21 protein-coding genes and 1 pseudogene are annotated in these 22527 nt (G+C 65.7%); 11 read left to right on the top strand and 11 right to left on the bottom strand.

The window, feature by feature from the left end; translation table 11 throughout:
• Positions 1-111: 111 nt before the first annotated feature.
• The 3 genes from dxs to C5O79_RS16030 form a co-directional block, all read right to left on the bottom strand.
• On the bottom strand, positions 112-2016 hold the full coding sequence (gene dxs / locus C5O79_RS16040) for a 1-deoxy-D-xylulose-5-phosphate synthase (protein ID WP_039358114.1): 1905 nt from the start codon (positions 2014-2016) through the stop codon (positions 112-114).
• Between the two features lie 81 nt (positions 2017-2097).
• Positions 2098-2982: a polyprenyl synthetase family protein gene (locus tag C5O79_RS16035; protein WP_122475260.1), complete on the bottom strand. Its 885-nt coding sequence runs from the start codon at positions 2980-2982 to the stop codon at positions 2098-2100.
• Positions 2979-3272 carry an exodeoxyribonuclease VII small subunit gene (locus C5O79_RS16030; RefSeq protein WP_011355806.1) on the bottom strand — a complete coding sequence of 98 codons (294 nt, stop codon included), beginning with the start codon at positions 3270-3272 and terminating at the stop codon, positions 2979-2981. Before C5O79_RS16030 ends, C5O79_RS16035 begins: the two co-directional genes overlap by 4 nt.
• A 270-nt stretch (positions 3273-3542) precedes the next feature.
• Between C5O79_RS16030 and C5O79_RS16025 the strand changes: the two genes are divergently transcribed.
• Together C5O79_RS16025 and C5O79_RS16020 are read left to right on the top strand one after the other, a co-directional pair.
• A complete protein-coding gene (locus C5O79_RS16025) occupies positions 3543-4649 on the top strand; it encodes an aromatic ring-hydroxylating dioxygenase subunit alpha (protein WP_122475258.1) in 1107 nt (368 codons plus the stop codon).
• A gap of 117 nt (positions 4650-4766) precedes the next feature.
• Positions 4767-5636: a sulfurtransferase gene (locus C5O79_RS16020; protein WP_122475256.1), complete on the top strand. Its 870-nt coding sequence runs from the start codon at positions 4767-4769 to the stop codon at positions 5634-5636.
• Positions 5637-5690: 54 nt separating this feature from the next.
• On the opposite strand, the gene C5O79_RS16015 is transcribed toward C5O79_RS16020, so the two are convergent.
• The 3 genes from C5O79_RS16015 to polA form a co-directional block, all read right to left on the bottom strand.
• Positions 5691-6566: a dienelactone hydrolase family protein gene (locus C5O79_RS16015; RefSeq protein WP_047850303.1), complete on the bottom strand. Its 876-nt coding sequence runs from the start codon at positions 6564-6566 to the stop codon at positions 5691-5693.
• A gap of 412 nt (positions 6567-6978) precedes the next feature.
• Positions 6979-8313 carry an NAD(P)/FAD-dependent oxidoreductase gene (locus C5O79_RS16005; RefSeq protein WP_122475253.1) on the bottom strand — a complete coding sequence of 445 codons (1335 nt, stop codon included), beginning with the start codon at positions 8311-8313 and terminating at the stop codon, positions 6979-6981.
• Positions 8314-8582: 269 nt separating this feature from the next.
• The gene (polA, locus tag C5O79_RS16000; RefSeq protein WP_122475251.1) at positions 8583-11336 is read right to left on the bottom strand and encodes a DNA polymerase I; all 2754 of its coding nucleotides are present in this window, start codon (positions 11334-11336) and stop codon (positions 8583-8585) included.
• A 1-nt stretch (position 11337) separates the two neighbouring features.
• On the opposite strand from polA, the gene C5O79_RS15995 reads away from it, so the two are divergent.
• Together C5O79_RS15995 and C5O79_RS15990 are read left to right on the top strand one after the other, a co-directional pair.
• A complete protein-coding gene (locus C5O79_RS15995) occupies positions 11338-12096 on the top strand; it encodes a TIGR00730 family Rossman fold protein (protein WP_039358092.1) in 759 nt (252 codons plus the stop codon).
• Between the two features lie 387 nt (positions 12097-12483).
• On the top strand, positions 12484-12774 hold the full coding sequence (locus C5O79_RS15990) for a hypothetical protein (RefSeq protein ID WP_046549958.1): 291 nt from the start codon (positions 12484-12486) through the stop codon (positions 12772-12774).
• Between the two features lie 229 nt (positions 12775-13003).
• Here the strand turns inward: C5O79_RS15990 and C5O79_RS15985 are convergent.
• The 3 genes and pseudogenes from C5O79_RS15985 to C5O79_RS15970 all read right to left on the bottom strand — a co-directional run.
• A pseudogene (locus C5O79_RS15985) lies at positions 13004-13147 on the bottom strand (LysR family transcriptional regulator); the annotation flags it as partial.
• Between the two features lie 369 nt (positions 13148-13516).
• Complete coding sequence (locus C5O79_RS15975; RefSeq protein ID WP_122475249.1) at positions 13517-13714, bottom strand: hypothetical protein; 198 nt, start codon at positions 13712-13714, stop codon at positions 13517-13519.
• Positions 13715-13992: 278 nt separating this feature from the next.
• Positions 13993-15519, bottom strand: coding sequence for an AMP nucleosidase (locus C5O79_RS15970; protein ID WP_046549960.1), 1527 nt, complete (start codon positions 15517-15519; stop codon positions 13993-13995).
• Between the two features lie 129 nt (positions 15520-15648).
• Between C5O79_RS15970 and C5O79_RS15965 the strand changes: the two genes are divergently transcribed.
• The 5 genes from C5O79_RS15965 (at position 15649) to C5O79_RS15945 (ending at position 19157) form a co-directional block, all read left to right on the top strand.
• On the top strand, positions 15649-16044 hold the full coding sequence (locus tag C5O79_RS15965) for a hypothetical protein (RefSeq protein WP_039358086.1): 396 nt from the start codon (positions 15649-15651) through the stop codon (positions 16042-16044).
• 101 nt (positions 16045-16145) lie between these two features.
• Entirely contained in the window at positions 16146-17144 is a 999-nt protein-coding gene (locus tag C5O79_RS15960; RefSeq protein ID WP_046549961.1) for a homoserine kinase, read from the top strand.
• A complete protein-coding gene (locus tag C5O79_RS15955) occupies positions 17135-17944 on the top strand; it encodes a BPSS1780 family membrane protein (RefSeq protein ID WP_069251080.1) in 810 nt (269 codons plus the stop codon). Before C5O79_RS15960 ends, C5O79_RS15955 begins: the two co-directional genes overlap by 10 nt.
• A 185-nt stretch (positions 17945-18129) precedes the next feature.
• On the top strand, positions 18130-18582 hold the full coding sequence (locus C5O79_RS15950; RefSeq protein WP_039358079.1) for a MarR family transcriptional regulator: 453 nt from the start codon (positions 18130-18132) through the stop codon (positions 18580-18582).
• Positions 18583-18737: 155 nt separating this feature from the next.
• Positions 18738-19157, top strand: a complete 420-nt coding sequence (locus C5O79_RS15945) for an organic hydroperoxide resistance protein (RefSeq protein WP_039358076.1) — start codon at positions 18738-18740, stop codon at positions 19155-19157.
• A 113-nt stretch (positions 19158-19270) separates the two neighbouring features.
• On the opposite strand, the gene C5O79_RS15940 is transcribed toward C5O79_RS15945, so the two are convergent.
• Together C5O79_RS15940 and C5O79_RS15935 are read right to left on the bottom strand one after the other, a co-directional pair.
• Positions 19271-19447 carry a DUF3563 family protein gene (locus C5O79_RS15940; RefSeq protein ID WP_069251078.1) on the bottom strand — a complete coding sequence of 59 codons (177 nt, stop codon included), beginning with the start codon at positions 19445-19447 and terminating at the stop codon, positions 19271-19273.
• Between the two features lie 96 nt (positions 19448-19543).
• Complete coding sequence (locus tag C5O79_RS15935) at positions 19544-20638, bottom strand: PHB depolymerase family esterase (RefSeq protein WP_046549963.1); 1095 nt, start codon at positions 20636-20638, stop codon at positions 19544-19546.
• Between the two features lie 248 nt (positions 20639-20886).
• Between C5O79_RS15935 and C5O79_RS15930 the strand changes: the two genes are divergently transcribed.
• On the top strand, positions 20887-21585 hold the full coding sequence (locus C5O79_RS15930; RefSeq protein WP_122475246.1) for a phosphatase PAP2 family protein: 699 nt from the start codon (positions 20887-20889) through the stop codon (positions 21583-21585).
• Between the two features lie 134 nt (positions 21586-21719).
• Positions 21720-22520 carry a molybdate ABC transporter substrate-binding protein gene (gene modA / locus C5O79_RS15925; RefSeq protein WP_122475243.1) on the top strand — a complete coding sequence of 267 codons (801 nt, stop codon included), beginning with the start codon at positions 21720-21722 and terminating at the stop codon, positions 22518-22520.
• The last annotated feature ends 7 nt before the right edge of the window (positions 22521-22527 follow it).

Raw genomic sequence — 22527 nt, 5'->3', positions numbered from 1 at the left:
CGCGTCATGCGGCAGCCGGAAAAGCAACATGGGCCCGCAGGCCCATGTTTTCCGCATCAATGAAGACCGGTTGCGCCAGTCGCGCCGGCACCGCCCGCAGGCGGCGCCAGCTTATGCGACGCGCTTCGCCTGACCGGCGACATCGGCCGCCGGATTCAGAAAGCGTTCGCGAATCGATTTCGCGATACCCGCGCCGTCGAGGCCGCATTGCGACAGCAGCTTCGCGGGGTCGCCGTGATCGATGAACAGGTCAGGGAGGCCCAATTGTAGTACGGGTCGGATAACCCCACTCTCCATCAGGGCTTCCACGCAGGCCGAGCCCGCGCCGCCCATCACGCAGCCTTCCTCGACCGTGACGACGTAGTCGTGCGTCTCGGCGAGTTCACGCACGAGCGCCGCATCGATCGGCTTCACGAAGCGCATGTTCGCAACGGTCGCATCGAGTTCCTCGGCCGCGGCGAGCGACGGTGCAACCATCGTGCCGAACGCGAGGATTGCGACGCGCTTGCCTTCCGGCTGCGACGTCTGGCGACGCACTTCACCCTTGCCGAGCGGGATCTCGGTGAATTCCTTCACCGTCGGCACGCCCGTGCCCGCGCCGCGCGGATAGCGCACTGCGGTCGGGTTCGGCTGCTGCAGCGCCGTGTGCAGCATCTGGCGGCACTCGTTCTCGTCGGACGCAGCCATGATCGTCATGTTCGGGATGCAGCGCATGAACGCGAGATCGTACGCGCCCGCGTGCGTCGCGCCATCCGCGCCGACCAGGCCCGCGCGGTCGATCGCGAACACGACCGGCAGGTTCTGCAGCGCGACGTCGTGAATCAGCTGGTCGTAAGCACGCTGCAGGAACGTCGAGTAGATCGCGACGACCGGCTTGAGGCCTTCGGTTGCCATGCCGCCCGCGAACGTCACCGCGTGCTGCTCGGCGATGCCGACGTCGTAGTAGCGATCCTTGAAGCGCTTCTCGAACTCGACCATGCCCGAGCCTTCGCGCATCGCGGGCGTGATGCCGACGACGCGCGTATCGCGCTCGGCTTCGTCGCACAGCCACTCGCCGAACACTTGCGTGTACGTCTTCTTCGCGGGCGTGGCCGACGGCTTGATGCCTTCGGCCGGGTTGAACTTGCCGGGGCCGTGATAGAGCACGGGATCCGCTTCGGCGAGCTTGTAGCCCTGGCCTTTCTTCGTCACCACGTGCAGGAACTGCGGGCCGCGCAGTTCGCGGATGTTCTGCAGCGTCGGAATCAGCGAATCGAGATCGTGACCGTCGATCGGACCGATGTAGTTGAAGCCGAACTCTTCGAACAGCGTGGCCGGCACGACCATGCCCTTCGCGTGCTCCTCGAGCTTGCGTGCGAGTTCGAGCACCGGCGGCGCAACGCTCAGCACGCGCTCGACGCCCGCGCGCGCAGCCGCATAGAAGCGGCCCGACATCAGGCGTGCGAGATGGCGATTCAGCGCGCCGACCGGCGGCGAGATCGACATGTCGTTGTCGTTCAGGATCACGAGCACTTTCGCATCTTCCGACACGCCCGCGTTGTTCATCGCCTCGAACGCCATGCCGGCCGTCATCGCGCCGTCGCCGATCACGGCGATCGAGAAGCGGTCGTCGCCGTTCAGCTGACTGCCGATCGCCATGCCGAGTGCGGCCGAAATCGACGTGCTCGAGTGCGCGGTGCCGAACGTGTCGTATTCGGATTCGCTGCGACGCGGGAAGCCCGAGATGCCATCCTGCTGGCGCAGCGAATGCATCTGGTCGCGGCGGCCCGTCAGGATCTTGTGCGGGTAGGTCTGGTGGCCCACGTCCCAGACGATGCGATCGTTCGGCGTGTTGAACACGTAGTGCAACGCGATCGTCAGCTCGACCGTCCCGAGGTTGGACGACAAATGGCCGCCCGTCTTCGACACACTGTCGAGCACGAACGCGCGCAGTTCATCCGCGAGCGGTTGAAGTTGGCGACGATCGAGGCGGCGCAAATCCGCCGGGTCGTCGATGGTTTTCAGCAAGTCGTACATCGTCGTTCCATTGTAGGAAATCAAACGCGCCCGCATTCTGTTGCACGCACCGTAGCATGTGCGCGGCGGCGGGCTTTCGCGTCAGCTGACCCGGTTCACTACCAGGTCGGCAAGTTCGGCCAGACGCTGTGCGCGTGCGCCGAACGGTTTCAGCGCGTCGTGCGCTTCGGCGCGCAGTTGCGCTGCGAGCTCGCGCGACGCCTCGAGGCCGAGGATCGATACATAGGTCGGCTTGTCATTCGCCGCATCCTTGCCGGCCGTCTTGCCGAGCGTCGCCGAATCGGTCGTGACGTCGAGAATGTCGTCGACGACCTGGAAGGCCAGGCCCACGGCCCCCGCGTACACATCGAGCGCAGCCATCGTTTCCGCGGACGGCGTCTCGCCGGCCAGCGCGCCCATCCGCACGGCCGCGCGCAGCAATGCACCCGTCTTCATCCGGTGCATCGTCTCGAGCTGCTCGCGCGTCAGCTTGAGGCCGACGCTCGCCAGGTCGATCGCCTGGCCGCCGGCCATGCCGATCGAGCCGCTTGCCAGCGCCAGCTCGCGCACGAGCGCCGCCTGCTGCACCGGCGACAGCGCAGCGGCGTCGGTCAGCGCAACGAACGCCTGCGACTGCAGCGCGTCGCCGACGAGCAGCGCCGTCGGCTCGTCATACTGCACGTGCACGGTCGGCTTGCCGCGACGCAGTGCGTCGTCGTCCATGCACGGCATGTCGTCGTGCACGAGCGAGTAGACGTGGATCATCTCCAGCGCCACCGCCGCCGCGTTGCGCGCCGCTTCCGTCGCGCCGGTCAGTTCGCCTGCTGCATGGCACAGCAGCGGGCGAACGCGTTTGCCGCCGCCGAGGACCGCATAACGCATCGCCTCGTGGAGTTTCGCCGGCATCGCGGTTTCAGCGGGCAGATAATGGCCGAGTGCGTCCTCGACACGGTCTAGCACGGACCGCATCCATTGTTCGAATGTCATAGATCGTCGTCTTCGCCGTCCGTGGCGGCCGTTCCGGACGAAAGCGGCTTCAGCGTCGCGCCGTCGAGCACGCGAACCTGCTGCTCCACTTTCTCGAGCTGCTGTTGGCAAAACGCAACGAGGGTCGCACCGCGGCGATACGCCGTCAGTGAATCCTCGAGGCTCAACGCGCCGCCTTCCATCCGGGCAACCAGCGTCTCGAGTTCCGCGAGCGCCATCTCGTAATTGTCCGGCAACGGTTCGGTGCCATTGCCGGGCGGCGTGGCGCCTGGGGATGCGGTTTTCGCCATGGACGAGGGTGTCAAATTTCAAAACAAGTCGGACATTCTACGGCAAAAGAGAATTTTCCGACCTGCCGTCGTGGGCACCCGGCACATATTCCGGCCCCATCTCCGACTCACAGTGTGCGCCTCCCGATTGCCGCCCGACAAAAAATTGACACAAATCAGGCACTTAATCCTAGCCTTGAGAGGCGAACCGGGTATAATTCCCCGTTTCCCTAAATCGATTTTTCGATGGTTGGGTTGTTCACTGCTTTCACGCTAACACCGGGAGTGGGAATGTCCAATCTGAGCGATGCGCTTCAGTTGAAGTCGGCTCACAGCCAGCTTCCAGTCACTGCATACTTCGATGAGGCGCTACTCGAGCGCGAGATCGAAACCCTCTTCAAGAAAGGACCTCGTTACGTCGGGCACGAGTTGATGGTGCCCGAGGCGGGGGATTATTTTGCGCTGCCGTCCGAGAAGGAAGGCCGCGTGCTGGTCCGTAACCAGACGAACCAGATCGAACTGCTGTCGAACGTCTGCCGCCACCGGCAGGCAATCATGCTCAACGGGCGCGGCCGCACGCAGAACATCGTGTGCCCGCTGCACCGCTGGACGTACGACCTGGAAGGCGAGTTGCTCGGCGCACCGCACTTCCCCGACAAGCCGTGCCTGAACCTCGGCAAGAGCCCGCTGCAGAACTGGCAGGGGCTGCTGTTCGAGGCCGAAGGCCGGCATGTCGCGCGCGATCTCGCCAACCTCGGCACGAAGCATCACTTCGACTTCTCCGAGTACCTCTTCGATCACGTCGAAGTGCACGAGTGCGATTACAACTGGAAGACGTTCATCGAGGTCTACCTCGAGGATTACCACGTCGTCCCGTTCCATCCGGGCCTCGGCAGCTTCGTGTCGTGCGACGACCTCAAGTGGGAGTTCGGCGACTGGTACAGCGTGCAGACGGTCGGCGTGCACAACGCCCTCGCGAAACCGGGCAGCGCGACTTACCAGAAATGGCACGAGCAGGTGCTGAAGTTCCGCAACGGCGTGCCGCCGGAGTTCGGTGCGATCTGGATGGTCTACTACCCGGGCCTGATGATCGAGTGGTATCCGCACGTGCTCGTCGTGTCGTGGCTGATTCCGCAAGGCCCGCAGAAGACGACCAACATCGTCGAGTTCTATTACCCCGAGGAAATCGCGCTGTTCGAACGCGAATTCGTCGAGGCCGAGCGCGCCGCCTATATGGAAACGGCCGTCGAGGACGACGAGATCGCGATGCGGATGGACGCAGGCCGCCGCGCGCTGATGGCCCGAGGCGAGTCGCAAGTCGGCCCGTACCAGAGCCCGATGGAAGACGGCATGCAGCACTTCCACGAGTTCCTGCGCCGCCACCTCGGCGACGTTTGATAACCGGCGCGGCGCTTTGACGCCGCACGGCATCCGGCAGACGAAAAGACGGGCTTCGGCCCGTCTTTTTTTGTTTAGACTTGGAATGTCAGGCCATTCGCACTCCAGGGAGCCGTCATGCCACACACTCACTACACCACGCTCATCTCCGCCGCCAATCTCGCCGAGCGCCTGGCGGCGGCGCCCGGCAGCGTCGCGCTGTTCGACTGCCGCTTCGATCTCGTCGACCCCGCTGCCGGCGAAGCCGCGTACGCGGCCGGCCATCTCCCCGGCGCCCAGTACCTCCATCTCGACCGCGACCTGTCGGGCCGCAAGACGGGCACCAACGGCCGCCATCCGCTACCGACCCGCGACGCACTCGCCACGCTGCTCGCGAGCCGCGGCCTCAAGCAGGGCCAGCAGGTCGTCGCGTACGACGCGCAAGGCGGCGCGTATGCGGCGCGCCTGTGGTGGCTGCTGCGCTGGCTCGGCCATGATTCGGTTGCCGTGCTCGACGGCGGCCTGCAGGCGTGGGAAGCAGCCGGCCAGTCGCTGGCAACCGACGTGTCGCACCCGGCCGCCGGCGATTTCCGCGCAGCCGCGCCGCTCGAATCGACAGTCGACGCGGCAGCCGTACTCGCCAACGTGAACGCACCCACGCGCGTCGTGATCGATGCACGCGCACCCGACCGCTACCGCGGCGAAAACGAAACGATCGATCGTGTGGGCGGCCACATCCCCGGCGCGCGCAATCGCTTCTTCAAGGACAACCTGACCGCCGACGGCCGCTTCAAGACCGGCCATGAACTGCGCGAGGCGTTTTCCGCCGTGCTGGCGGGCACCGAACCGAACCGCGCGATCCTGCAATGCGGCTCCGGCGTCACCGCATGCCACAACGCGCTTGCGCTGGAGGTGGCGGGCCTGCACGGCGCGTCGCTGTATCCGGGCTCGTGGAGCGAATGGAGCGCCGATCCGTCGCGGCCGATCGCAACCGGCCCGACGCCGTAAGCGCCGGCGCGGCGCAGTCGCAACGAAGCGGCGGCCTGTGCCGCCGCTTGCCGTTTACATCACACCGTACTTGTGGAGCCACGCGATCGCGCGCTTCCAGCTCTCCTCCGCGTCGGCCTTCACATAGCTCGGCCGGTAATCGGCAAAGAACGCGTGACCGGCATCCGGGTACACGACGATCTCCGATTCGCGCGCGAGCTTCGAGTCGCTCGCCTGGATCGCCTTGCGCATGTCCGCGAGCGACGCCTGCGTGATGTTCGTGTCCTTCTCGCCATACAGCCCGAGCACGGGCACCTTCAGCAACGATGCATGATCGACCGGGTTGAACGGCGTCATCTCGTCCGTCTTGCCTTCGACGAACCCGTACCATGCAACGGCCGCACGCACGTGCGGGTTGTGCTCCGCATACAGCCAGCTCTGGCGGCCACCCCAGCAGAACCCGACCACACCGAGACGCGACAGGTCGCCGCCGTTCTTGCCGGCCCATGCGACGGTCGCATCGAGATCCTCGGTCACCTGCCGGTCCGGCACCTTGCTGACGATGTGCTCGACCAGATCCTTGATCGTCGGATACTTCTCCGCATTGCCCTGCCGCGCGAACAGGTCGGGGGCGATCGCAAGATAACCGAGCTTCGCGAAGCGGCGGCAGACATCGGCGATGTGCGCGTGCACGCCGAAGATCTCGTGGATCACGATGACGACCGGCAGGTTCGTCTTGTCCTTCGGCTGCGCGCGATACGCGGGCACGCTCGCATCGCCCGAGCGGATCTCGACGGTGTCGACGTCCAGCCCTTCGCTGTCGGTCGTGACCGTCTGCGCCGACACGGGCAGTACGGCCGCCGCGAAGGCACCGCCCAGCGCGGCCTGCATGAACTTGCGACGCGAGAACGGAACGTGGGGAACCAGGCTGTCGACTTCGGGTTTCAACATGAATGCACTCCTCGATTGGGGGCCGCCGTCACGATCACGGACACGGCATGACGGGGCATCGCGCCGGCGCGCGGCGCGGACGTCGCGGCGGTTGGCACCCCGCCGCGAACGGAAACCCGGACAAGATGCCCAATAATCCGTTGTCGCGTCAACTGTCGGATATGTAAGACTCGATTACGGCGTGTTGATTCGGCCGCACGGCAACCCGCGGTGAGCCCGTTGAATCGCAATGCAACGAGCCGCATGTCGCCCCCGGTTGCGCGCCCGGATGCTTGCGAATTGAAACGAAAAACATGCGGCCGATATTGCCCGCCAAGCGCACGCATGGCCGCCCGGCAGCCCGCAAAAAGCAACGGACGGAGACCACGCACCATATGCGTACTCCCCGTCCGCTTCCCGCGCGAACGCGCGCTCAGTGCAGCTTGACGCGCGGCAGTGTCGTGCGACGCAGCCAGTGTGCAACCGTGTCGAGCATCATGCGCGGATAGCCGTGCAGCGCGGCGATGTGCACCCGGTACAGCGACATGTACATGAAGCGCGCGAACAGCCCTTCGATCAGCATGTTGCCGCCGATCAGCCCGCCCATCAGGTTGCCGACCGCGCTGAAATGGCCGAGCGACACGAGCGAGCCCAGGTCGCGATAGGTGAATTCGGGCAGCGGGCGCCCGTCGAGCCGGCAGCCGATTGCCTTCAGCAGGAAGCTCGCCTGCTGGTGTGCGGCCTGCGCGCGCGGCGGCACGTTGCGCTCGTTGCCGGGCCAAGCACAGGCTGCACAATCGCCGAGCGCGAATACGTTGTCGTCGGTAAAGGTCTGCAGCGTGCGGCGCACGTCGAGCTGGCCGAGCTTGTTGACCTGGAGGCCATCGAGATTGGCGAGTACGGACGGCGCCTTGATGCCGGCAGCCCAGACCGTCAGGTCGGCACGCACTGTCTTGCCGCTCGCCGTATGGACGGCCCCGGGCGCCACCTCGGTCACGCGCTCGGCGAGCATCAGCCGCACGCCGATCTTTTCGAGCAGTTCGGCCGTCGCCGACGACACGCGCTCCGGCAACGCCGGGAGGATCCGCGGCCCCGATTCGATCAGCACGATGCCGACGTCGTGCCGTGGGTCGAGCTTGTGCAGCCCGTAGGCCGACAGCACCTGCGCGGTGTTGCGCAGCTCGGCGGACAGCTCGACGCCGGTCGCGCCGCCACCGACGATCGCGACCTGGATGCGCGGCTCGGCCGATTCACCCGGCGCAGTCGGCGCCGGCGCCTGGTGCTCGGCGCGCATGCACGCGGCGATCAGCCGCTTGCGGAAGCGCTCGGCCTCGCCCACCGTATCGAGCGCGATCGCGTTTTCCGCCGCGCCCTGCACGCCGAAGAAGTGCGTCGTACTGCCGATCGCGATCACGAGCGTGTCGTATTCCAACTCGCGGGCCGGCAGCAGTTCCTCGCCGTCGCTGTCGTTGATGGGCGACAGCGTGATGCGCTTTGCCGCGCGATCGAGCCCGGTCAGCCCGCCCTGCTGGAATTCGAAGCCATGCCAGCGCGCCTGCGCCGCATATTCGAGCTCCTGCGTGAACGGGTCCATGCTGCCCGCCGCAACCTCGTGCAGCAGCGGTTTCCAGATGTGGGTCGGATTGCGGTCGACGAGCGTGACAAGCGCACGCGCGGGACGATTGCCGCGCGCGCCGTAACGGTCGCCGAGCCGCGTCGCCAGTTCCAGGCCGCCCGCGCCTCCACCTACGATGATGATCCGATGCATCTGTTCCCCCTTTGCGATTCGAAACTGCTGCCGCCGGACAAGGCAAACGCGATGCATTCGCACCACCCGGTGGATTAACCGGTTCGGACATCATCAATGTGCAGTTCGAAGCACTTGATGTTTCCAATCCCGGAACGCGGGGCGCGCTGCCCCCGTGTCAATGACATGCATTGTCCGGGAGCTTGCGCGTTGACCACAAGCAAACCATCTCGATATTCAGCATCCCTGCAACAATATGCCGCAGGAATCGGGAACCGCGCAACGGTGCGTCAGTGTGCCTCTTCCCAGTTCGCGCCGGCACCCACTTCGGCCACCAGCGGCACCTTCAGCTTCGCCACGCCGCACATCATTTCCGGCAGTTTCTCGCGCACCAGCGACAGCTCGCCGTCGGGTACCTCGAGCACCAGTTCATCGTGCACCTGCATGATCATCCGCGACGCAAGCTTGTCACGCGTGAGCCAGTCGTCCACCGCGATCATCGACAGCTTGATCAGGTCGGCCGCCGTGCCCTGCATCGGCGCATTGATTGCCGCGCGCTCCGCCGCCTGGCGGCGCGGACCGTTGCCGCCGTTGATCTCGGGCAGCCACAGGCGGCGCCCGAAAACGGTTTCGACGTAGCCCTTCTCCTTCGCAACCGAACGCGTGTCTTCCATGTACTGCGCGACACCCGGGTAGCGGGCGAAATAGCGGTCGATATAGAGCTTCGCCGCATCGCGCGTGATGCCGAGGTTCGACGCGAGCCCGAACGCGCTCATCCCGTAGATGAGCCCGAAGTTGATCACCTTCGCAATGCGGCGCTGATCGGAATTGACCTCCAGCGGCGTCACGCCGAACACCTCGGCGGCCGTCGCGCGGTGGATGTCCTCGCCCTGCGAGAATGCACGCAACAGCGACGCGTCGCCCGAGATGTGCGCCATGATCCGCAGTTCGATCTGCGAATAATCGGCCGACACGATCCGGTGTCCCGGCGAAGCGATGAACGCCTCGCGGATCCGCCGGCCCTCGGCCGTGCGCACCGGAATGTTCTGAAGATTCGGATCGTTCGATGCCAGGCGGCCCGTGACCGCGACGGCCTGCGCGTAGTTCGTGTGCACGCGCCCCGTTGAAGGGTTCACCATGCGCGGCAGCTTGTCGGTATAGGTCGACTTCAGCTTCGACAGCCCGCGATGCTCGAGCAGCAGCTTCGGCAGCGGGTAGTCCTCTGCCAGCTTCTGCAGCACTTCTTCGTCGGTCGACGGCGCACCGCTCGGCGTCTTTTTCACGACCGGCAACTGCAGCTTTTCGAAGAAGATCTGCCCGATCTGCTTCGGCGAGCCGAGATTGAATTCGCCGCCCGCCAGTTCGTACGCCTGCGCTTCGAGCTCGATCAGGCGCGTCGCGATTTCGGTGCTCTGCGCCTGCAGGCGCGCATCGTCGATCAGCACACCCGTGCGCTCCATCTTGCGCAGCACGCGCGACACGGGCATCTCGATCTCGCGGTACACGTACAAGAGGCCCGGTTCGCGCGCGACTTGCGGGTACAGCGCGTGATGCAGCTGCAGTGTGATGTCTGCATCTTCGGCCGCGTATTCGGCGGCCTGCGTGAGCGCGACTTCATCGAAGCCGATCTGCTTCGCGCCCTTGCCGGCCACGTCTTCGTACTTGATCGTCTTGACACCCAGATGACGCAGCGCGAGGCTGTCCATGTCGTGCGTGCGGTGCGATTCGACCACGTACGATTCGAGCAGCGTGTCGTGCTCGATGCCGTTCAGCGCGATGTCGTAGTTCGCGAGCACCTGCGCGTCGTACTTCAGGTGCTGGCCGACCTTCTTGCGATCGACCGATTCGAGCCACGGCTTCAGGCGCGCGAGCACTTCGTCGAGCGGAAGCTGTTCGGGCATGTCGGGGCCGCGATGCGCGACCGGCAGATAAGCCGCCTTGCCCGGCTCGACCGAGAACGACAGGCCGACGAGCCGTGCGAGCATCGGGTCGAGCGCGGTCGTCTCGGTGTCGAATGCGGTGAGCTCGGCCGCGTCGATCTTCGCGAACCACGCGTCGAATTGCTCCCAGGTCTGGATCGTGTCGTATTCGCGCACGGTGTCGGCCGCCACCACCGGCGCCGGCTCGCCTTCCGGCGCGTCGGCGCCGCCGCCTTCCGCCGGCGCGCTGTCGACTTCGCGCAGCCAGGTCTTGAAGCCGTAGCGCGCGAAGATGTCGCGCAGCAGGTCGCGCGCTTCGCCGTCGGTCTTCAACGACGCTTCGATCGATTCGAGATGCGGCGCGAGATCGCAGGCCGTGTCGACGGTCACGAGCTTGCGGCCGAGCGGCAGGAAATCGAGCGCGCGGCGCAGGTTGTCGCCGACCACGCCCTTGATGTCGCCCGCATGCTCGATCACGCCGTCGAGGCTGTCGTATTGCGCCAGCCATTTCACGGCCGTCTTCGGCCCGCACTTCTCGACGCCCGGCACGTTGTCGACGGTGTCGCCGATCAGTGCGAGGTAGTCGATGATGCGCTCGGGCGGCACGCCGAACTTCGCAATCACGCCGTCGCGGTCGAGCGTCTCGTTGGTCATCGTGTTGACGAGCGTGACGTGGTCGGTGACGAGCTGCGCGAGATCCTTGTCGCCGGTCGACACGATTACGTTCATCCCGTGCCGCTCGGCTTCGCGCGCGAGCGTGCCGATCACGTCGTCGGCCTCGACGCCTTCGACCATCAGCAGCGGCCAGCCGAGCGCACGCACCGCGCCGTGGATCGGTTCGACCTGCAATGCAAGATCGGGCGGCATCGACGGACGGTTTGCCTTATAGTCGGCATAAAGGTCGTCACGGAACGTCTTGCCCTTTGCATCGAACACGCAAGCGCTATACTCTGCACTGACTTCCTTGCGCATACGGCGCAGCATGTTGATGATTCCGTAGAGCGCTCCGGTCGGCTCCCCGCCAGGGCCACGCAAATCAGGCATCGCATGGTAAGCCCGATACAGATAGCTCGAACCGTCAACCAATAGCAGGGTCTTACCTTCCAGATTTCGTTCTTCAGGCATTATGAACAAGAGAAAAGTGATTCCGAGTCTGCGTTCGCTCGCAGATCAAGAACGCGCGACGGCCAAGAAGGCCCGCGCATCGTGGCAGATGTTCACGATTATGGCAGAGTTTATCGAGGCGACCGAGTACCTGTCGGAGATCCGCCCGGCTGTCAGCATCTACGGTTCTGCCCGCCTCAAACCCGATACGCCGCACTACAAGCTCGCCGCGCAGATCGCGCGCAAGCTGTCCGACGCCGGCTTCGCCGTGATCTCCGGCGGCGGTCCCGGCATCATGGAAGCGGCGAACAAGGGCGCGCACGCCGGTAAAGCGCCGTCGGTCGGCCTGAACATCGAGTTGCCGCACGAACAGGCCGGCAACCACTACCAGGACATCTCGCTGCGCTTCCGCCACTTCTTCACGCGCAAGGTCACGTTCGTGAAGAATTCGGATGCGGTGATCGTGATGCCGGGGGGCTTCGGCACGCTCGACGAACTGTCGGAAGTGCTCACGCTGATCCAGACGAAGAAGTCGCGCCTCGTGCCGATCATTCTCGTCGGCAGCGAGTTCTGGAAGGGGCTGCTTCAGTGGTTCCGCGACCAGCTGATCCCGATGGGCCTCATCAACCCGGAAGACATGGACCTGATGCAGGTGATCGACGATCCCGACCAGGTGCTCGACGCGGTGCTCGCGTTCTACGAGGACAGCGGCGAGGAAGAAGGCTCGGACGATGAAGGCCATCCGCCGCGCCCCGAAGAAGACCGGATGTTCTACCTGTAATCCATCCCTGACGACCGCCGGCCCGACGGCCGGCGCGCCCCTCCCGCGCGGCAGACGTGGCAATTCAGCCACCTGCCCCGTGTCAATTTGTAACGCCCCATTAATCGCGCTTCGTGGCCTCGCGCCATCGAATGTCAAATCAGCACAGCCCGTGCCGTGCGGCGCGCGCCATCTTCCGCACGCGCAGGCCGCCATTGTCAAATGACGCAGCCCGACGCCCGCATCCGGCGCCTGCCGGCCGCCAATCCTCCGTAACAACCCCGCCTCGCATTTTCCGTCGCGCGCCATCACACTGCATGTGTCGGTGCGGCGTTCCCCCGGTGGAACGGTCCCCCTCGCTTCCATCGCGTCGCGCCGGCCTTTTATAACGACACCACGGAAAAGAACATGCAACGCTCGCTGATCGCCCTTGCCTTCGCCGGCCTCGGCCTTTCGCTGTCCGGCCTCGCCCACGCCGTCAACGTCGACGTCAACATCGGCACGCCCGCACCGGTCGTCGTCGCGCCTGCGCCCGTCGTGGTCGCCCCGGCGCCCGCGGTGATCGTCGGCTGGCATGGCGATCGCTACTACGACGGCCGCCGTTACTGGGAACGCCGCGAGTGGGAAGATCACGAGCGTCATCACGGCCGTGGCGGCTATCACTGCCCGCCGGGGCATGCAAAGAAGGGGGAGTGCTGAGCCCCCAGCCTTGCCGCTTTGAGCCACCTGTACCGCGAATCGGCGATCTGCCGACGCAGGCGCGCTCTTCTGTCGAGCCGCCCTGACCGGGCCGAAAGAACGTCGACCGACGCCCCCCCTCGACAGTCGCACACGTCACGCCCGCGCTTGGGGTGGCGCAAATACGCCGGCGCCGCGCAATCAGCCCGCTGTCGGGCAGATTGCCGGTTCGCGCCGCGATGTCGATCCGCTGCTCGACGATATCGGCCATGTCGTCGCTGACGATCAGCTCGGCCGTCATGCCCGGCTGCCAGTCGCAAAATTCGCCGAGCAACGGCGCGAGAAAACGACGGGCCAGCGAATATGGCGCCGCAACACGGATGAAGATGCTCACGTTCCGGCGACATCATGGCCTCGCCCGGTCCGTGTCGATGCAGAGCTGGCACAGCCTGGTCTGCCGCGACGACGAGCGCGACATGCTGCCGTCGGTGACACTGACGAATACCGTCATCGCATTCAATCGATTCCCCGTAGCGGGCATGCCTTCACGGCACTGCTCGGAGCGGAGACCGTAGCGATCACAATGACGAGAAAAAGCCGACGGCCGATTAACGATTAACGATGAAATCTCGAGGCTGCCGGTGTCTCCCCCGGGCTTGCGCAGTAGCGGCCGCTCCGTCGCGCCATTGACGCGTTCCCTTCTCTGTCGCGCCTCAACCTGCGAACGAGGCGCACCCAAGGATGGGCGCGCCTGTTTCACGGCTTACTTAACGAAGTAGCACCAACACGGTTTGGGTTTGCTCGGGCCGACTACTGCGACGGATTCGCAAGGATCGGACGGGCCGAGCACCGCTTCTCTTTCGCAAGGCGGCTTCGGCTTGGATGGACCGATCACCGCTTGGGCCATGGCCGACAGCGAAGCAGTGAGCATCAGGGAAGCCAGCAGGATTTTGATTTTCATCGGATATGTCTACTCTCAATATTATAGGAATCAATTGGATCGGCTGTTCGCCGATCCTTCGTGCGGGCGTCGGACAACGCCACGCAGGAGAGCATATTCTCGATGACAACGACAAAACTATAGGACAACTTCCAAATTGGAGAAAATGGTCGCGTCCGCGTACGAAGGCCGCATTGCGGCCACGACGAATGTCCAGGCGACCGGAGGTGTGACGCAGGCGCGCGGCCGCCGCCGTGAAGCCCGGCAGGGCATCGCCCTCCCCCTGCCAGTCATGCGCGTTACTGAAACGCCACTTCCGCGAAACTCCGCAGCTTCCGACTATGCAGCTTGTCGAGCCCGTTCGTGCGCAGGATCTCCATCGCCTTCACACCGATCTGCAGATGCTGGTCGACCTGCCCGCGATAGAACGTATCGGCCATGCCCGGCAGTTTCAGCTCGCCGTGCAGCGGTTTGTCCGACACGCACAGCAGCGTGCCGTACGGCACGCGGAAGCGGAAGCCGTTCGCGGCGATCGTCGCGCTTTCCATGTCGAGCGCGATCGCGCGGCTCTGCGACAGGCGCTGCACGGGTTCGCGATGGTCGCGCAGCTCCCAGTTGCGGTTGTCGACGCTCGCGACCGTGCCCGTACGCATCACGCGCTTCAGCTCGACGCCATCAAGTTGCGTGACGTCGGCCACCCCGCGCTCGAGCGCGAGCTGCACTTCGGCCAGCGCCGGAATCGGCACCCACAGCGGCAGGTCGGCATCGAGCACGTGATCCTCGCGCACGTAACCGTGTGCGAGCACGTAGTCGCCGAGACGCTGCGTGTTGCGCAACCCCGCGCAGTGACCGAGCATCACCCACGCATGCGGACGCAGCACCGCGATGTGATCGGTGATCGTCTTCGCGTTCGACGGGCCGACGCCGATGTTGACCATCGTGATCCCGCTGCCGTCCGCGCGCTTCAGGTGATACGCGGGCATCTGCGGCAGGCGCGGAGGCGCGGCGCCCTCGGCCGGCTCGCTGCCGAGGTTCGCGTTGTAGGTGACGACATCGCCCGGCTCGACGAACGAGCTGTACTGGCTCCGGTATGCACGCACCTCGGGGTCGTCGCTCTCCGTCATCACCGTACGGCCCAGCTTCACGAACTCGTCGATGTAGAACTGGTAGTTCGTGTAGAGCACGTAGTTCTGGAAATGCGTGGGCGACGTCGCCGTGTAATGGCGCAGCCGGTGCAGCGAGAAGTCGACGCGCGCGGCCGTGAACAACGCGAGCGGATGCGGCTCGCCCGGCGCCGGCTCGAACGTGCCGTTGACGATGCGGTCGTCGAGATACGACAGGTCGGGCGTGTCGAAAATGTCGCGCATCGCGAGCAGGCGGTCGCGATCGAGCTCGCCCTCGAGATGGATGCCTTCCGGAAACGCGAAATGGATCGGAATCGGCTGCGACGACACGCCGATCTCGATCTTCACATGGTGGTTCTTCGCCAGCAGGCGCAGTTGCTCGCGATAGTAGTTCGCGAAGAGATCGGGGCGCGTGACCGTCGTCTCGAATACGCCGGGGCCCGCGACGAAACCGTACGAGCGGCGCGAATCGACATGCGTGTTGACGTCGGTGCGGATCCGCACGAACGGGTAGCATGCGCGCACGTGCTCGGTAATCGATTCGTGGCGGCGATAGCGGGCGAACGCATCGCGCAGGAAGCCCGTGTTCGTGTCGTAAATGGCGGACAGCCGCGCGACGGCGGCGATCGGATCGTCGAAAGCCTCGACTGACGGGCTCTCGGGCGTCAGCACTCGGTGCCGGCGGCTCAAATCGTTCTTCATTTTCATCACCTCGTCTGATCCGACGACATTACCACGGAACCCGGTCGCCCTTATGGCTGCCCCTACGCACGCGAGGGCCGGATGGGGCGCAGTATTTGCTAAAATCGGTGGGTTCACTGGAGACTCATCATGAAGCCGCTCATTCTCGTCGCCGCTGCCGCCGCGTTTGCCGCCGCCAGCGTCGCTTACGCCGCCGGCGGCACGCCTGACGCCGACGCGCAGGCTCGGGCCGAGGCCAACGAGGCCGCCGGCCTGCCCGATCTCCGCAAGATCAACCGGCCGGGCGCCGAAGTCACGTCGAAAGTCGACTTCGCCGACATCCGCCGCACGCCGAGCTTCCACGAAAAGAGCAAGAACGGCACCGAAGTCACCGAGTACCGTGATCGCGGCAAGCCGGTCGAGATCGACGTGAAGTCGAACTTCGGCACGCGCTACCAGATGAGCTCGACGCCCGACACGTCGCCGAAGCCGCACGACGCGGGCATCCCGATCACGCGCCTGCCGTCGCTGAACCTGCGCTACTGATTCCGTGGCGCGCGGCACCGACCGCCGCGCGCCGCCTCCCTTCACCCGATGTCGCGACGCACGCCGCCCGCGTGCCGACACCCTGACCTGACGCATCCCGCATGGCCGTTTTCACTGCTGTTTCCGACTCCGATCTCGCGCAATGGATGCGCCACTACGAACTGGGCGACGTGCTCGCGTTTCGCGGCATTCCGTCCGGTATCGAAAACAGCAATTTCTTCCTGACGACGACGCGCGGCGAGTACGTCCTCACGATCTTCGAAAAGCTCACGGCGCAGCAACTGCCGTTCTATCTCGACCTGATGCGCCATCTGGCCGGCCACGGCGTGCCGGTGCCGGATCCGATCCCGCGTGACGACGGCGCGCTGTTCGGCGAGTTGCACGGCAAGCCGGCCGCGATCGTCACGAAGCTCGACGGCTCGGCCGAACTGGCGCCGGGGGTCGAACACTGCATCGAGGTCGGCCAGATGCTCGCGCGCCTGCACCTCGCCGGCCGCGACTATCCGCGCAACCAGCCGAACCTGCGCAGCCTGCCGTGGTGGCAGGAGAACGTGCCGGCGATCGTGCCGTTCATCACGGACGAGCAGCGCGCGCTGCTGGAAGGCGAACTCGCGCACCAGGCCAGCTTCTTCGCGTCGGACGACTACGCGGCGCTGCCGGCCGGGCCGTGCCATTGCGACCTGTTCCGCGACAACGTGCTGTTCGCGCACGCGGCGCCCGGCACCGGCCACGACGTGCGGCTCGGCGGCTTCTTCGACTTCTATTTCGCGGGCTGCGACAAGTGGCTGTTCGACGTCGCGGTCACGGTCAACGACTGGTGCGTCGACCTCGCGACCGGCGTGCTCGACGTCGCGCGCGCCGACGCGCTGCTGCGCGCGTACCAGACCGTGCGGCCGTTCACGGCCGAGGAGCGCCGCCACTGGAGCGACATGCTGCGCGCGGGCGCGTACCGCTTCTGGGTGTCGCGCCTGTACGACTTCTACCTGCCGCGCGCGGCCGAGATGCTCAAGCCGCACGATCCCGGCCATTTCGAACGCATCCTGCGCGAGCGTATCGCGCATACGCCCGCGCTTCCCGAGATCCACACCGCATGCAACTGATCGAAGTGCCCGCCAAAACGGGCTATGTCTGGTTCCGTCAAGGCGTCTGGCTGTTCCGCCGGAATCCGCTCGCGTTCATCACGCTGTTCTTCACGTACCTGCTGGCGATCACGCTGATATCGATGGTGCCCGTGATCGGCTCCGCGCTGCCGCTGGTATTCATTCCCGGCGTCGCGGTCGGCTTCATGGCCGCGTGCCGCGACACGGTGGCCGGCAAGCCCGTGATGCCGACGATCCTCGTCGACGGCTTCCGTTCATATGGCACCGTCGCGACCCAGCGGCTGCTCGTGCTCGGCGTGATCTACGTCGCGTCGATGGTGATCGTGTTCGCCGCTTCGTCGTTCGTGGACGGCGGCGCGCTGTTTCACGTGATGATGGGCGCGGCGGACGAAGCCAGCACGACGCCGGAAGCGCTCGCCGCGCAAGGCACGCTCGGCGCGCTGTTCTTCGCGACGCTGCTCTACCTGCCGGTCGCGATGCTGTTCTGGTTCGCACCGGTGCTGGTCGCATGGCATGACGTCCCGCCCGCCAAGGCGCTGTTCTTCAGCGTCGTCAGTTGCTGGCGCAATCGCGGCGCGTTCGTCGTGTACGGCGTGCTGTGGTTCGCCGTCGCGCTCGGCACGTCGCTCGCGCTGTCGCTGCTGCTGCAGGCGCTCGGCGCCGGCGCCTACGCGCTGACGATCATGATGCCGGTGACGATCATCATCGTCACGATGCTGTACTGCTCGTTCTACGCGACCTATCGCGGCTGTTTCGGCGTACAGGAACCCGGCGCGACGACCACTACGTCGGGCCGCTGAAGCCCCCCGGCCGGCGCGCGTCGCCGGCCCGCCGCTCTCCGCACCGGGTCAAGACCCGGCGCACCCGCCCTTCTCCTGTCTCCGTCGACCAGAGCCCTTCGCCGGCCGCCCCTGTTCATCCCGATGTTTTGCGCGCAAAATAATTTGCGTGCAAATTGTTCGCGCGTTCTCCGCGCGCCCGAATCATGGACCGCCTGCCTCCGCTGCCCCAGACGCTCGACGAGCAACTCTGCTTCGCGCTCTACTCGACTTCGCACGCGATGACGAAGGCGTACAAGCCGCTGCTCGACAAGCTGTCGCTGACCTATCCCCAATATCTCGCGATGCTCGTGCTGTGGGAGCGCGACGACATCGCCGTGAAAGACATCGCCGCGCGGCTCGACCTCGACCCGGCCACGGTCACGCCCCTGTTGAAGCGGCTGGAGGCGCTCGGCTACGTCGAGCGCGTGCGCAGCGCAACCGACGAACGCATCGTGAACGTACTTGTGACGCCGGAAGGCCGTGCACTGAAGGAGCGCGCGCGCTCGGTACCGGCCGATCTCTTTTGCGCGATGCAGCAATCCCCCGATTTCCTGGTCAGGCTGCGCGCCGATCTCCAGCAGTTGCGCGACGCACTGTCAGCCGCGAACGAGCGCTGACAGGCGGGCCTCGAGGAACCGGCCCGGCACTGTCGGGCCTTTTCGTCCAAAATTCATTTGCACACAAATTATTTGTGTTCTATTGTTCGTGTGTGGCCGGCGACACCTATTCGACCGGGCCGCTTTTCCTCCCTTTTCCAGACAGGAGCTGCACGATGAACATTCTGTACAAGACCAGCGCCACGAGCACGGGTGGCCGCGATGGCCGCGCGGTATCCGCTGACAACAAGCTGGAAGTCAAGCTGGCCGCGCCGCGCGAACTCGGCGGCACGGGCGCGGAAGGCACGAATCCGGAGCAGCTGTTTGCCGCAGGTTACTCGGCCTGTTTCCTGAGCGCGATGAAATTCGTCGCCGGCCAGGACAAGAAGGCACTGCCGGCCGATACGCAGGTCACGGCGGAAGTGGGCATCGGCCCGAACGACGCAGGCGGCTTCGGGCTCGACATCGAGCTGCGCGTGTCGCTGCCGGGGCTCGACAAGGCCGACGCGCAAGCTCTGGTCGAAAAGGCACACCACGTGTGCCCGTATTCGAACGCGACGCGTAACAACGTGCCGGTGCGCCTGACGGTCGTCTGACGCGACACAAGGCCTGGAATGCAAAAAGGGCGCGTGCGGCATGGTGCCGCACGCGCCCTTTTCTGCTGCGTGACTCGCCGGAACGGCGGACCTGACTACCCGCCCTGTGCTTCTTAGCGCGAGCCGAACGTATACGGGCGGTTCATCGCCGCTTCGCGGTCGATCTTGCGCATGCGGAATTCGAGATCATAGATGTCGGTGGCTTCAGCCAGATACGCGTCGGCGCGCTCTTTCGAGGCCTTTTCAGCGTTCTTGGTCAGCATCAGGAAGAGGTGGCTCAGCAGGTACATGGTTGATCTCGCAATCCAAAGGTTCTTTGACTAGGGTTTTCCCGAATTATAGGGAAAACCCTAGTCTTTGGCCAGCATCGATCAGCCGGTGCGTCGTTAGGTCGCCACAGTGCGGCGCTGGGTTTCGAAAAAGGCCCAGATCATCGCGCTCGCATCGGGGCCGACCGCCGCGTGGAACGGCACGGCTTCGTCGCCGCCGGCCCATGCATGGTCGAGCCCTTTCACATGGCAGAGCCGCACGACCGGCTCGCCGTCACGGCAGACATCGGTGATCTGCGCGCCGGCGTCGCGCGTCTCCACTCGCTCCCCGCCGCGCAGGGCGCCGCGGCTGTCGGCAAGCCCGTTCAGGCGCATGAACTGCACCGTCAGCTGGTCGGCATTCTTCGGCGCGACCACGTGGTCGCCGTCGCCCTGGACGACCAGCGCCGGCATGCCCGGATACGCGGCGGCATCGACCAGCGCATCGACCGCCGCCGCCGGGTTCTGGCGCACGCCGCGCCGCATCACGTCCATCGCGGTAATGCCCGAAGTCGCCTCGCCGAGCGCGGGGCCCGAATGCAGCGCCACCGCCGCGAAACGGTCCGGATGGTGCAGGACAAGAAGCGACGCGAGACCCGCGCCGGCCGACAGCCCCGCGACATAGACACGCGAGGCGTCGAAACCATGTTCATCGACGAGCGCGTCGACGAGCGACGCCACCGCGTTCGCCTCGCCGCGGCCCGCGCGGTCGGTGTCCTCATACCAGTGCCAGCAGCCGTGCGCGTGCGCGCGCAGCGACTGCTCCGGATACAGCACCGCGAAGCCGTGCTTGTCGGCCAGCAGGTTCATCCGCGTGCCTTGCACGAATTCGTCGACGGACTGTTGGCAGCCGTGCAGCATCACCACGAGCGGCATCGCGCCACGCCGGCGGCCAGGCGGCACGTAGAGGCCGTACGCGAGATTCTGGACGAGGCGCCCGAGCGCGGGGGCCATCGGATGTTCGCCGCGCGTCCACTCGCCGGCCGCCCATGCGGCCGCGCGCGGTCGCACGCGCGATTCGCGCGGCGGGGACAGATCGGATACGGCGGGAGAAGCCGCCGCCTCGAGTGCGTCACGTGTGATGCGCTGCGCATCGCGCGCCGCGCGCTTGGCGGCCGGAGACAGCATGCGTTTCATGCCGCCCAGCCACACCTTGGTCAGACTTTTGGTCATCGATCGGGCTCGCAGTCAGGAAAAATAGGGGCACCACAACGGATGCATCGTTCGTCTTTGTGCAATGCACCATAACATTGTTTCTGGGATTTTTCCTGCGCGCGGATAGTTCCCGCCCGCGCAAAAAACGGGGCTCGTGCGCACGCGGCGCTATACTGGGGCTTCGCCGCTTGTATCCGTTGTAGTCGTTCTTCCCGGCTCGCGCGTTGATTTAAGCATCTTCCCCGCCTTCGTTCGTCCCCTTCCCGATGTTCGACCTGTCGTCTCACCTGTGGATCATGATCACCGCGTTCGGCGGCGCCGGCCTGACCTTGCCGCTCGCGATCACGATCGCCGTCTGGCTCGCGCTCGGCTACTCGTGGCAACGCGCGGCGGCGTGGCTCGGCGTGCTCGCGGCCGCGATCGGCGTGGTCGCGCTCACGAAGATCGCGTTCCTCGGCTGGGGGATCGGCATCCGCAAGTGGGATTTCACGGGGTTCAGCGGCCATGCGATGCTGTCGACGTCGGTCTATCCGGTCGCGATTTTCCTGGCGCTGATCCGCACCCGCGCGCCGGTGCGACTCGCCGGCATCGCGCTCGGGCTCGCGGCCGGCGTCGCGGTCGGCGTGTCGCGCGTCGCACTCGACGCCCATTCACCGTCCGAATCGATCACCGGCTGCATCGTCGGCGCGATCGCCGCGCTCGCGTTCATCGCCGGTTCGTGGCGCGCGGTGCCGCACCGCTGGTCGGTGCCCGCGGTCGTCGCAAGCCTCGCGCTCGTCACGGTGGCGCTGCACGGCATCACGGTGCCGTCGCACCGCTGGGTCACCAAGGTGGCGTTGCAACTGTCGGGCCACGAGCGCCCGTTCGTCCGCGCGCGCTGGAAGGCCAACCCGAACTACCGCCCCGCATCGCAGCCGTCGTCGCTGCAGCGCACCCGGTCGTCGCCGCAAACGCTCCGTACGTGACCGGCCGCCCGGCCGTCCCGCCCCCTTTTCACGTCTGACCATTCCATGCGCGCGGCCGCATGAGCACTATGTCGAGCGTTATAACCCGCCCTATATTACGATTACGGTTTCCACCCGTTCAAAACGACTCCACCATGCGCTCAACCGTCCGTCCGCTTCGCCGCACCCTGCTTCGCCTGCTGCCGATCGCCACGCTTGCCGCTGCCGGCATCGCGTTCAGCGCGCCCGCTTCCGCAGCAGACGAACTGGTCGTGTCGGCCGCCGCCAGCCTGACGAACGCGTTCAAGGCCGTCGGCGATGCATACGAGAAGCAGCATCCGGATACCAAGGTGCTGTTCAACTTCGGCGCGTCGGACGTGCTGATGCAGCAGATCGCCAAGGGTGCGCCGGCCGACGTGTTCGCGTCGGCCGACCAGAAGGCGATGGATCGCGCGGCCGACGAAAAGGTGATCGTGCCAGGCACGCGTCGCGATTTCGCGGCGAATTCGCTCGTGCTGATCGTGCCGGCGGACAGCAAGGCCGCCGCACCGAAGTCGTTGAACGACCTGACCGCGCCCGGCGTGAAGCGCATCGCGTATGGCGACCCGGCATCGGTGCCGGTCGGTCGCTACACGGAAGGCTCGCTGCGCGTGGCCGGCGTGTGGGACGCGGTCAGCGCGAAGGGCGTACTGGCCGCCAACGTGCGCCAGAGCCTCGACTATGTCGCGCGCGGCGAGGTCGATGCGGGCTTCGTGTTCGGTACCGACGCCGCGATCATGCCGGGCCGCGTGAAAATCGCGCTGACCGTGCCGACGAAGACGGCCATCACCTATCCGATCGCCGTGGTCAAAGACAGCCGCCACGCCGCGCAGGCGCAGTCGTTCATCGACTTCGTCGCGTCGCCGCAGGGCCAGGCCGTGCTGTCGACGTTCGGCTTCAAGCCCGCGGGCAAGTGAGCGTAAC

Origin of the sequence: Burkholderia sp. SRS-25 (assembly GCF_004343765.1) — a bacterium.
Classification (GTDB): Bacteria; Pseudomonadota; Gammaproteobacteria; order Burkholderiales; family Burkholderiaceae; genus Burkholderia; species Burkholderia contaminans.
This window is presented reverse-complemented; position numbering and strand designations above follow the sequence as displayed.

Bases quoted from the DNA above. Each gene is read 5' to 3' on its own strand.
- dxs (WP_039358114.1), bottom strand. From the start codon at position 2,016: ATGTACGACTTGCTGAAAACCATCGACGACCCGGCGGATTTGCGCCGC.
- C5O79_RS16035 (WP_122475260.1), bottom strand. From the start codon at position 2,982: ATGACATTCGAACAATGGATGCGGTCCGTGCTAGACCGTGTCGAGGAC.
- C5O79_RS16030 (WP_011355806.1), bottom strand. From the start codon at position 3,272: ATGGCGAAAACCGCATCCCCAGGCGCCACGCCGCCCGGCAATGGCACC.
- C5O79_RS16025 (WP_122475258.1), top strand. From the start codon at position 3,543: ATGTCCAATCTGAGCGATGCGCTTCAGTTGAAGTCGGCTCACAGCCAG.
- C5O79_RS16020 (WP_122475256.1), top strand. From the start codon at position 4,767: ATGCCACACACTCACTACACCACGCTCATCTCCGCCGCCAATCTCGCC.
- C5O79_RS16015 (WP_047850303.1), bottom strand. From the start codon at position 6,566: ATGTTGAAACCCGAAGTCGACAGCCTGGTTCCCCACGTTCCGTTCTCG.
- C5O79_RS16005 (WP_122475253.1), bottom strand. From the start codon at position 8,313: ATGCATCGGATCATCATCGTAGGTGGAGGCGCGGGCGGCCTGGAACTG.
- polA (WP_122475251.1), bottom strand. From the start codon at position 11,336: ATGCCTGAAGAACGAAATCTGGAAGGTAAGACCCTGCTATTGGTTGAC.
- C5O79_RS15995 (WP_039358092.1), top strand. From the start codon at position 11,338: ATGAACAAGAGAAAAGTGATTCCGAGTCTGCGTTCGCTCGCAGATCAA.
- C5O79_RS15990 (WP_046549958.1), top strand. From the start codon at position 12,484: ATGCAACGCTCGCTGATCGCCCTTGCCTTCGCCGGCCTCGGCCTTTCG.
- C5O79_RS15975 (WP_122475249.1), bottom strand. From the start codon at position 13,714: ATGAAAATCAAAATCCTGCTGGCTTCCCTGATGCTCACTGCTTCGCTG.
- C5O79_RS15970 (WP_046549960.1), bottom strand. From the start codon at position 15,519: ATGAAGAACGATTTGAGCCGCCGGCACCGAGTGCTGACGCCCGAGAGC.
- C5O79_RS15965 (WP_039358086.1), top strand. From the start codon at position 15,649: ATGAAGCCGCTCATTCTCGTCGCCGCTGCCGCCGCGTTTGCCGCCGCC.
- C5O79_RS15960 (WP_046549961.1), top strand. From the start codon at position 16,146: ATGGCCGTTTTCACTGCTGTTTCCGACTCCGATCTCGCGCAATGGATG.
- C5O79_RS15955 (WP_069251080.1), top strand. From the start codon at position 17,135: ATGCAACTGATCGAAGTGCCCGCCAAAACGGGCTATGTCTGGTTCCGT.
- C5O79_RS15950 (WP_039358079.1), top strand. From the start codon at position 18,130: ATGGACCGCCTGCCTCCGCTGCCCCAGACGCTCGACGAGCAACTCTGC.
- C5O79_RS15945 (WP_039358076.1), top strand. From the start codon at position 18,738: ATGAACATTCTGTACAAGACCAGCGCCACGAGCACGGGTGGCCGCGAT.
- C5O79_RS15940 (WP_069251078.1), bottom strand. From the start codon at position 19,447: ATGTACCTGCTGAGCCACCTCTTCCTGATGCTGACCAAGAACGCTGAA.
- C5O79_RS15935 (WP_046549963.1), bottom strand. From the start codon at position 20,638: ATGACCAAAAGTCTGACCAAGGTGTGGCTGGGCGGCATGAAACGCATG.
- C5O79_RS15930 (WP_122475246.1), top strand. From the start codon at position 20,887: ATGTTCGACCTGTCGTCTCACCTGTGGATCATGATCACCGCGTTCGGC.
- modA (WP_122475243.1), top strand. From the start codon at position 21,720: ATGCGCTCAACCGTCCGTCCGCTTCGCCGCACCCTGCTTCGCCTGCTG.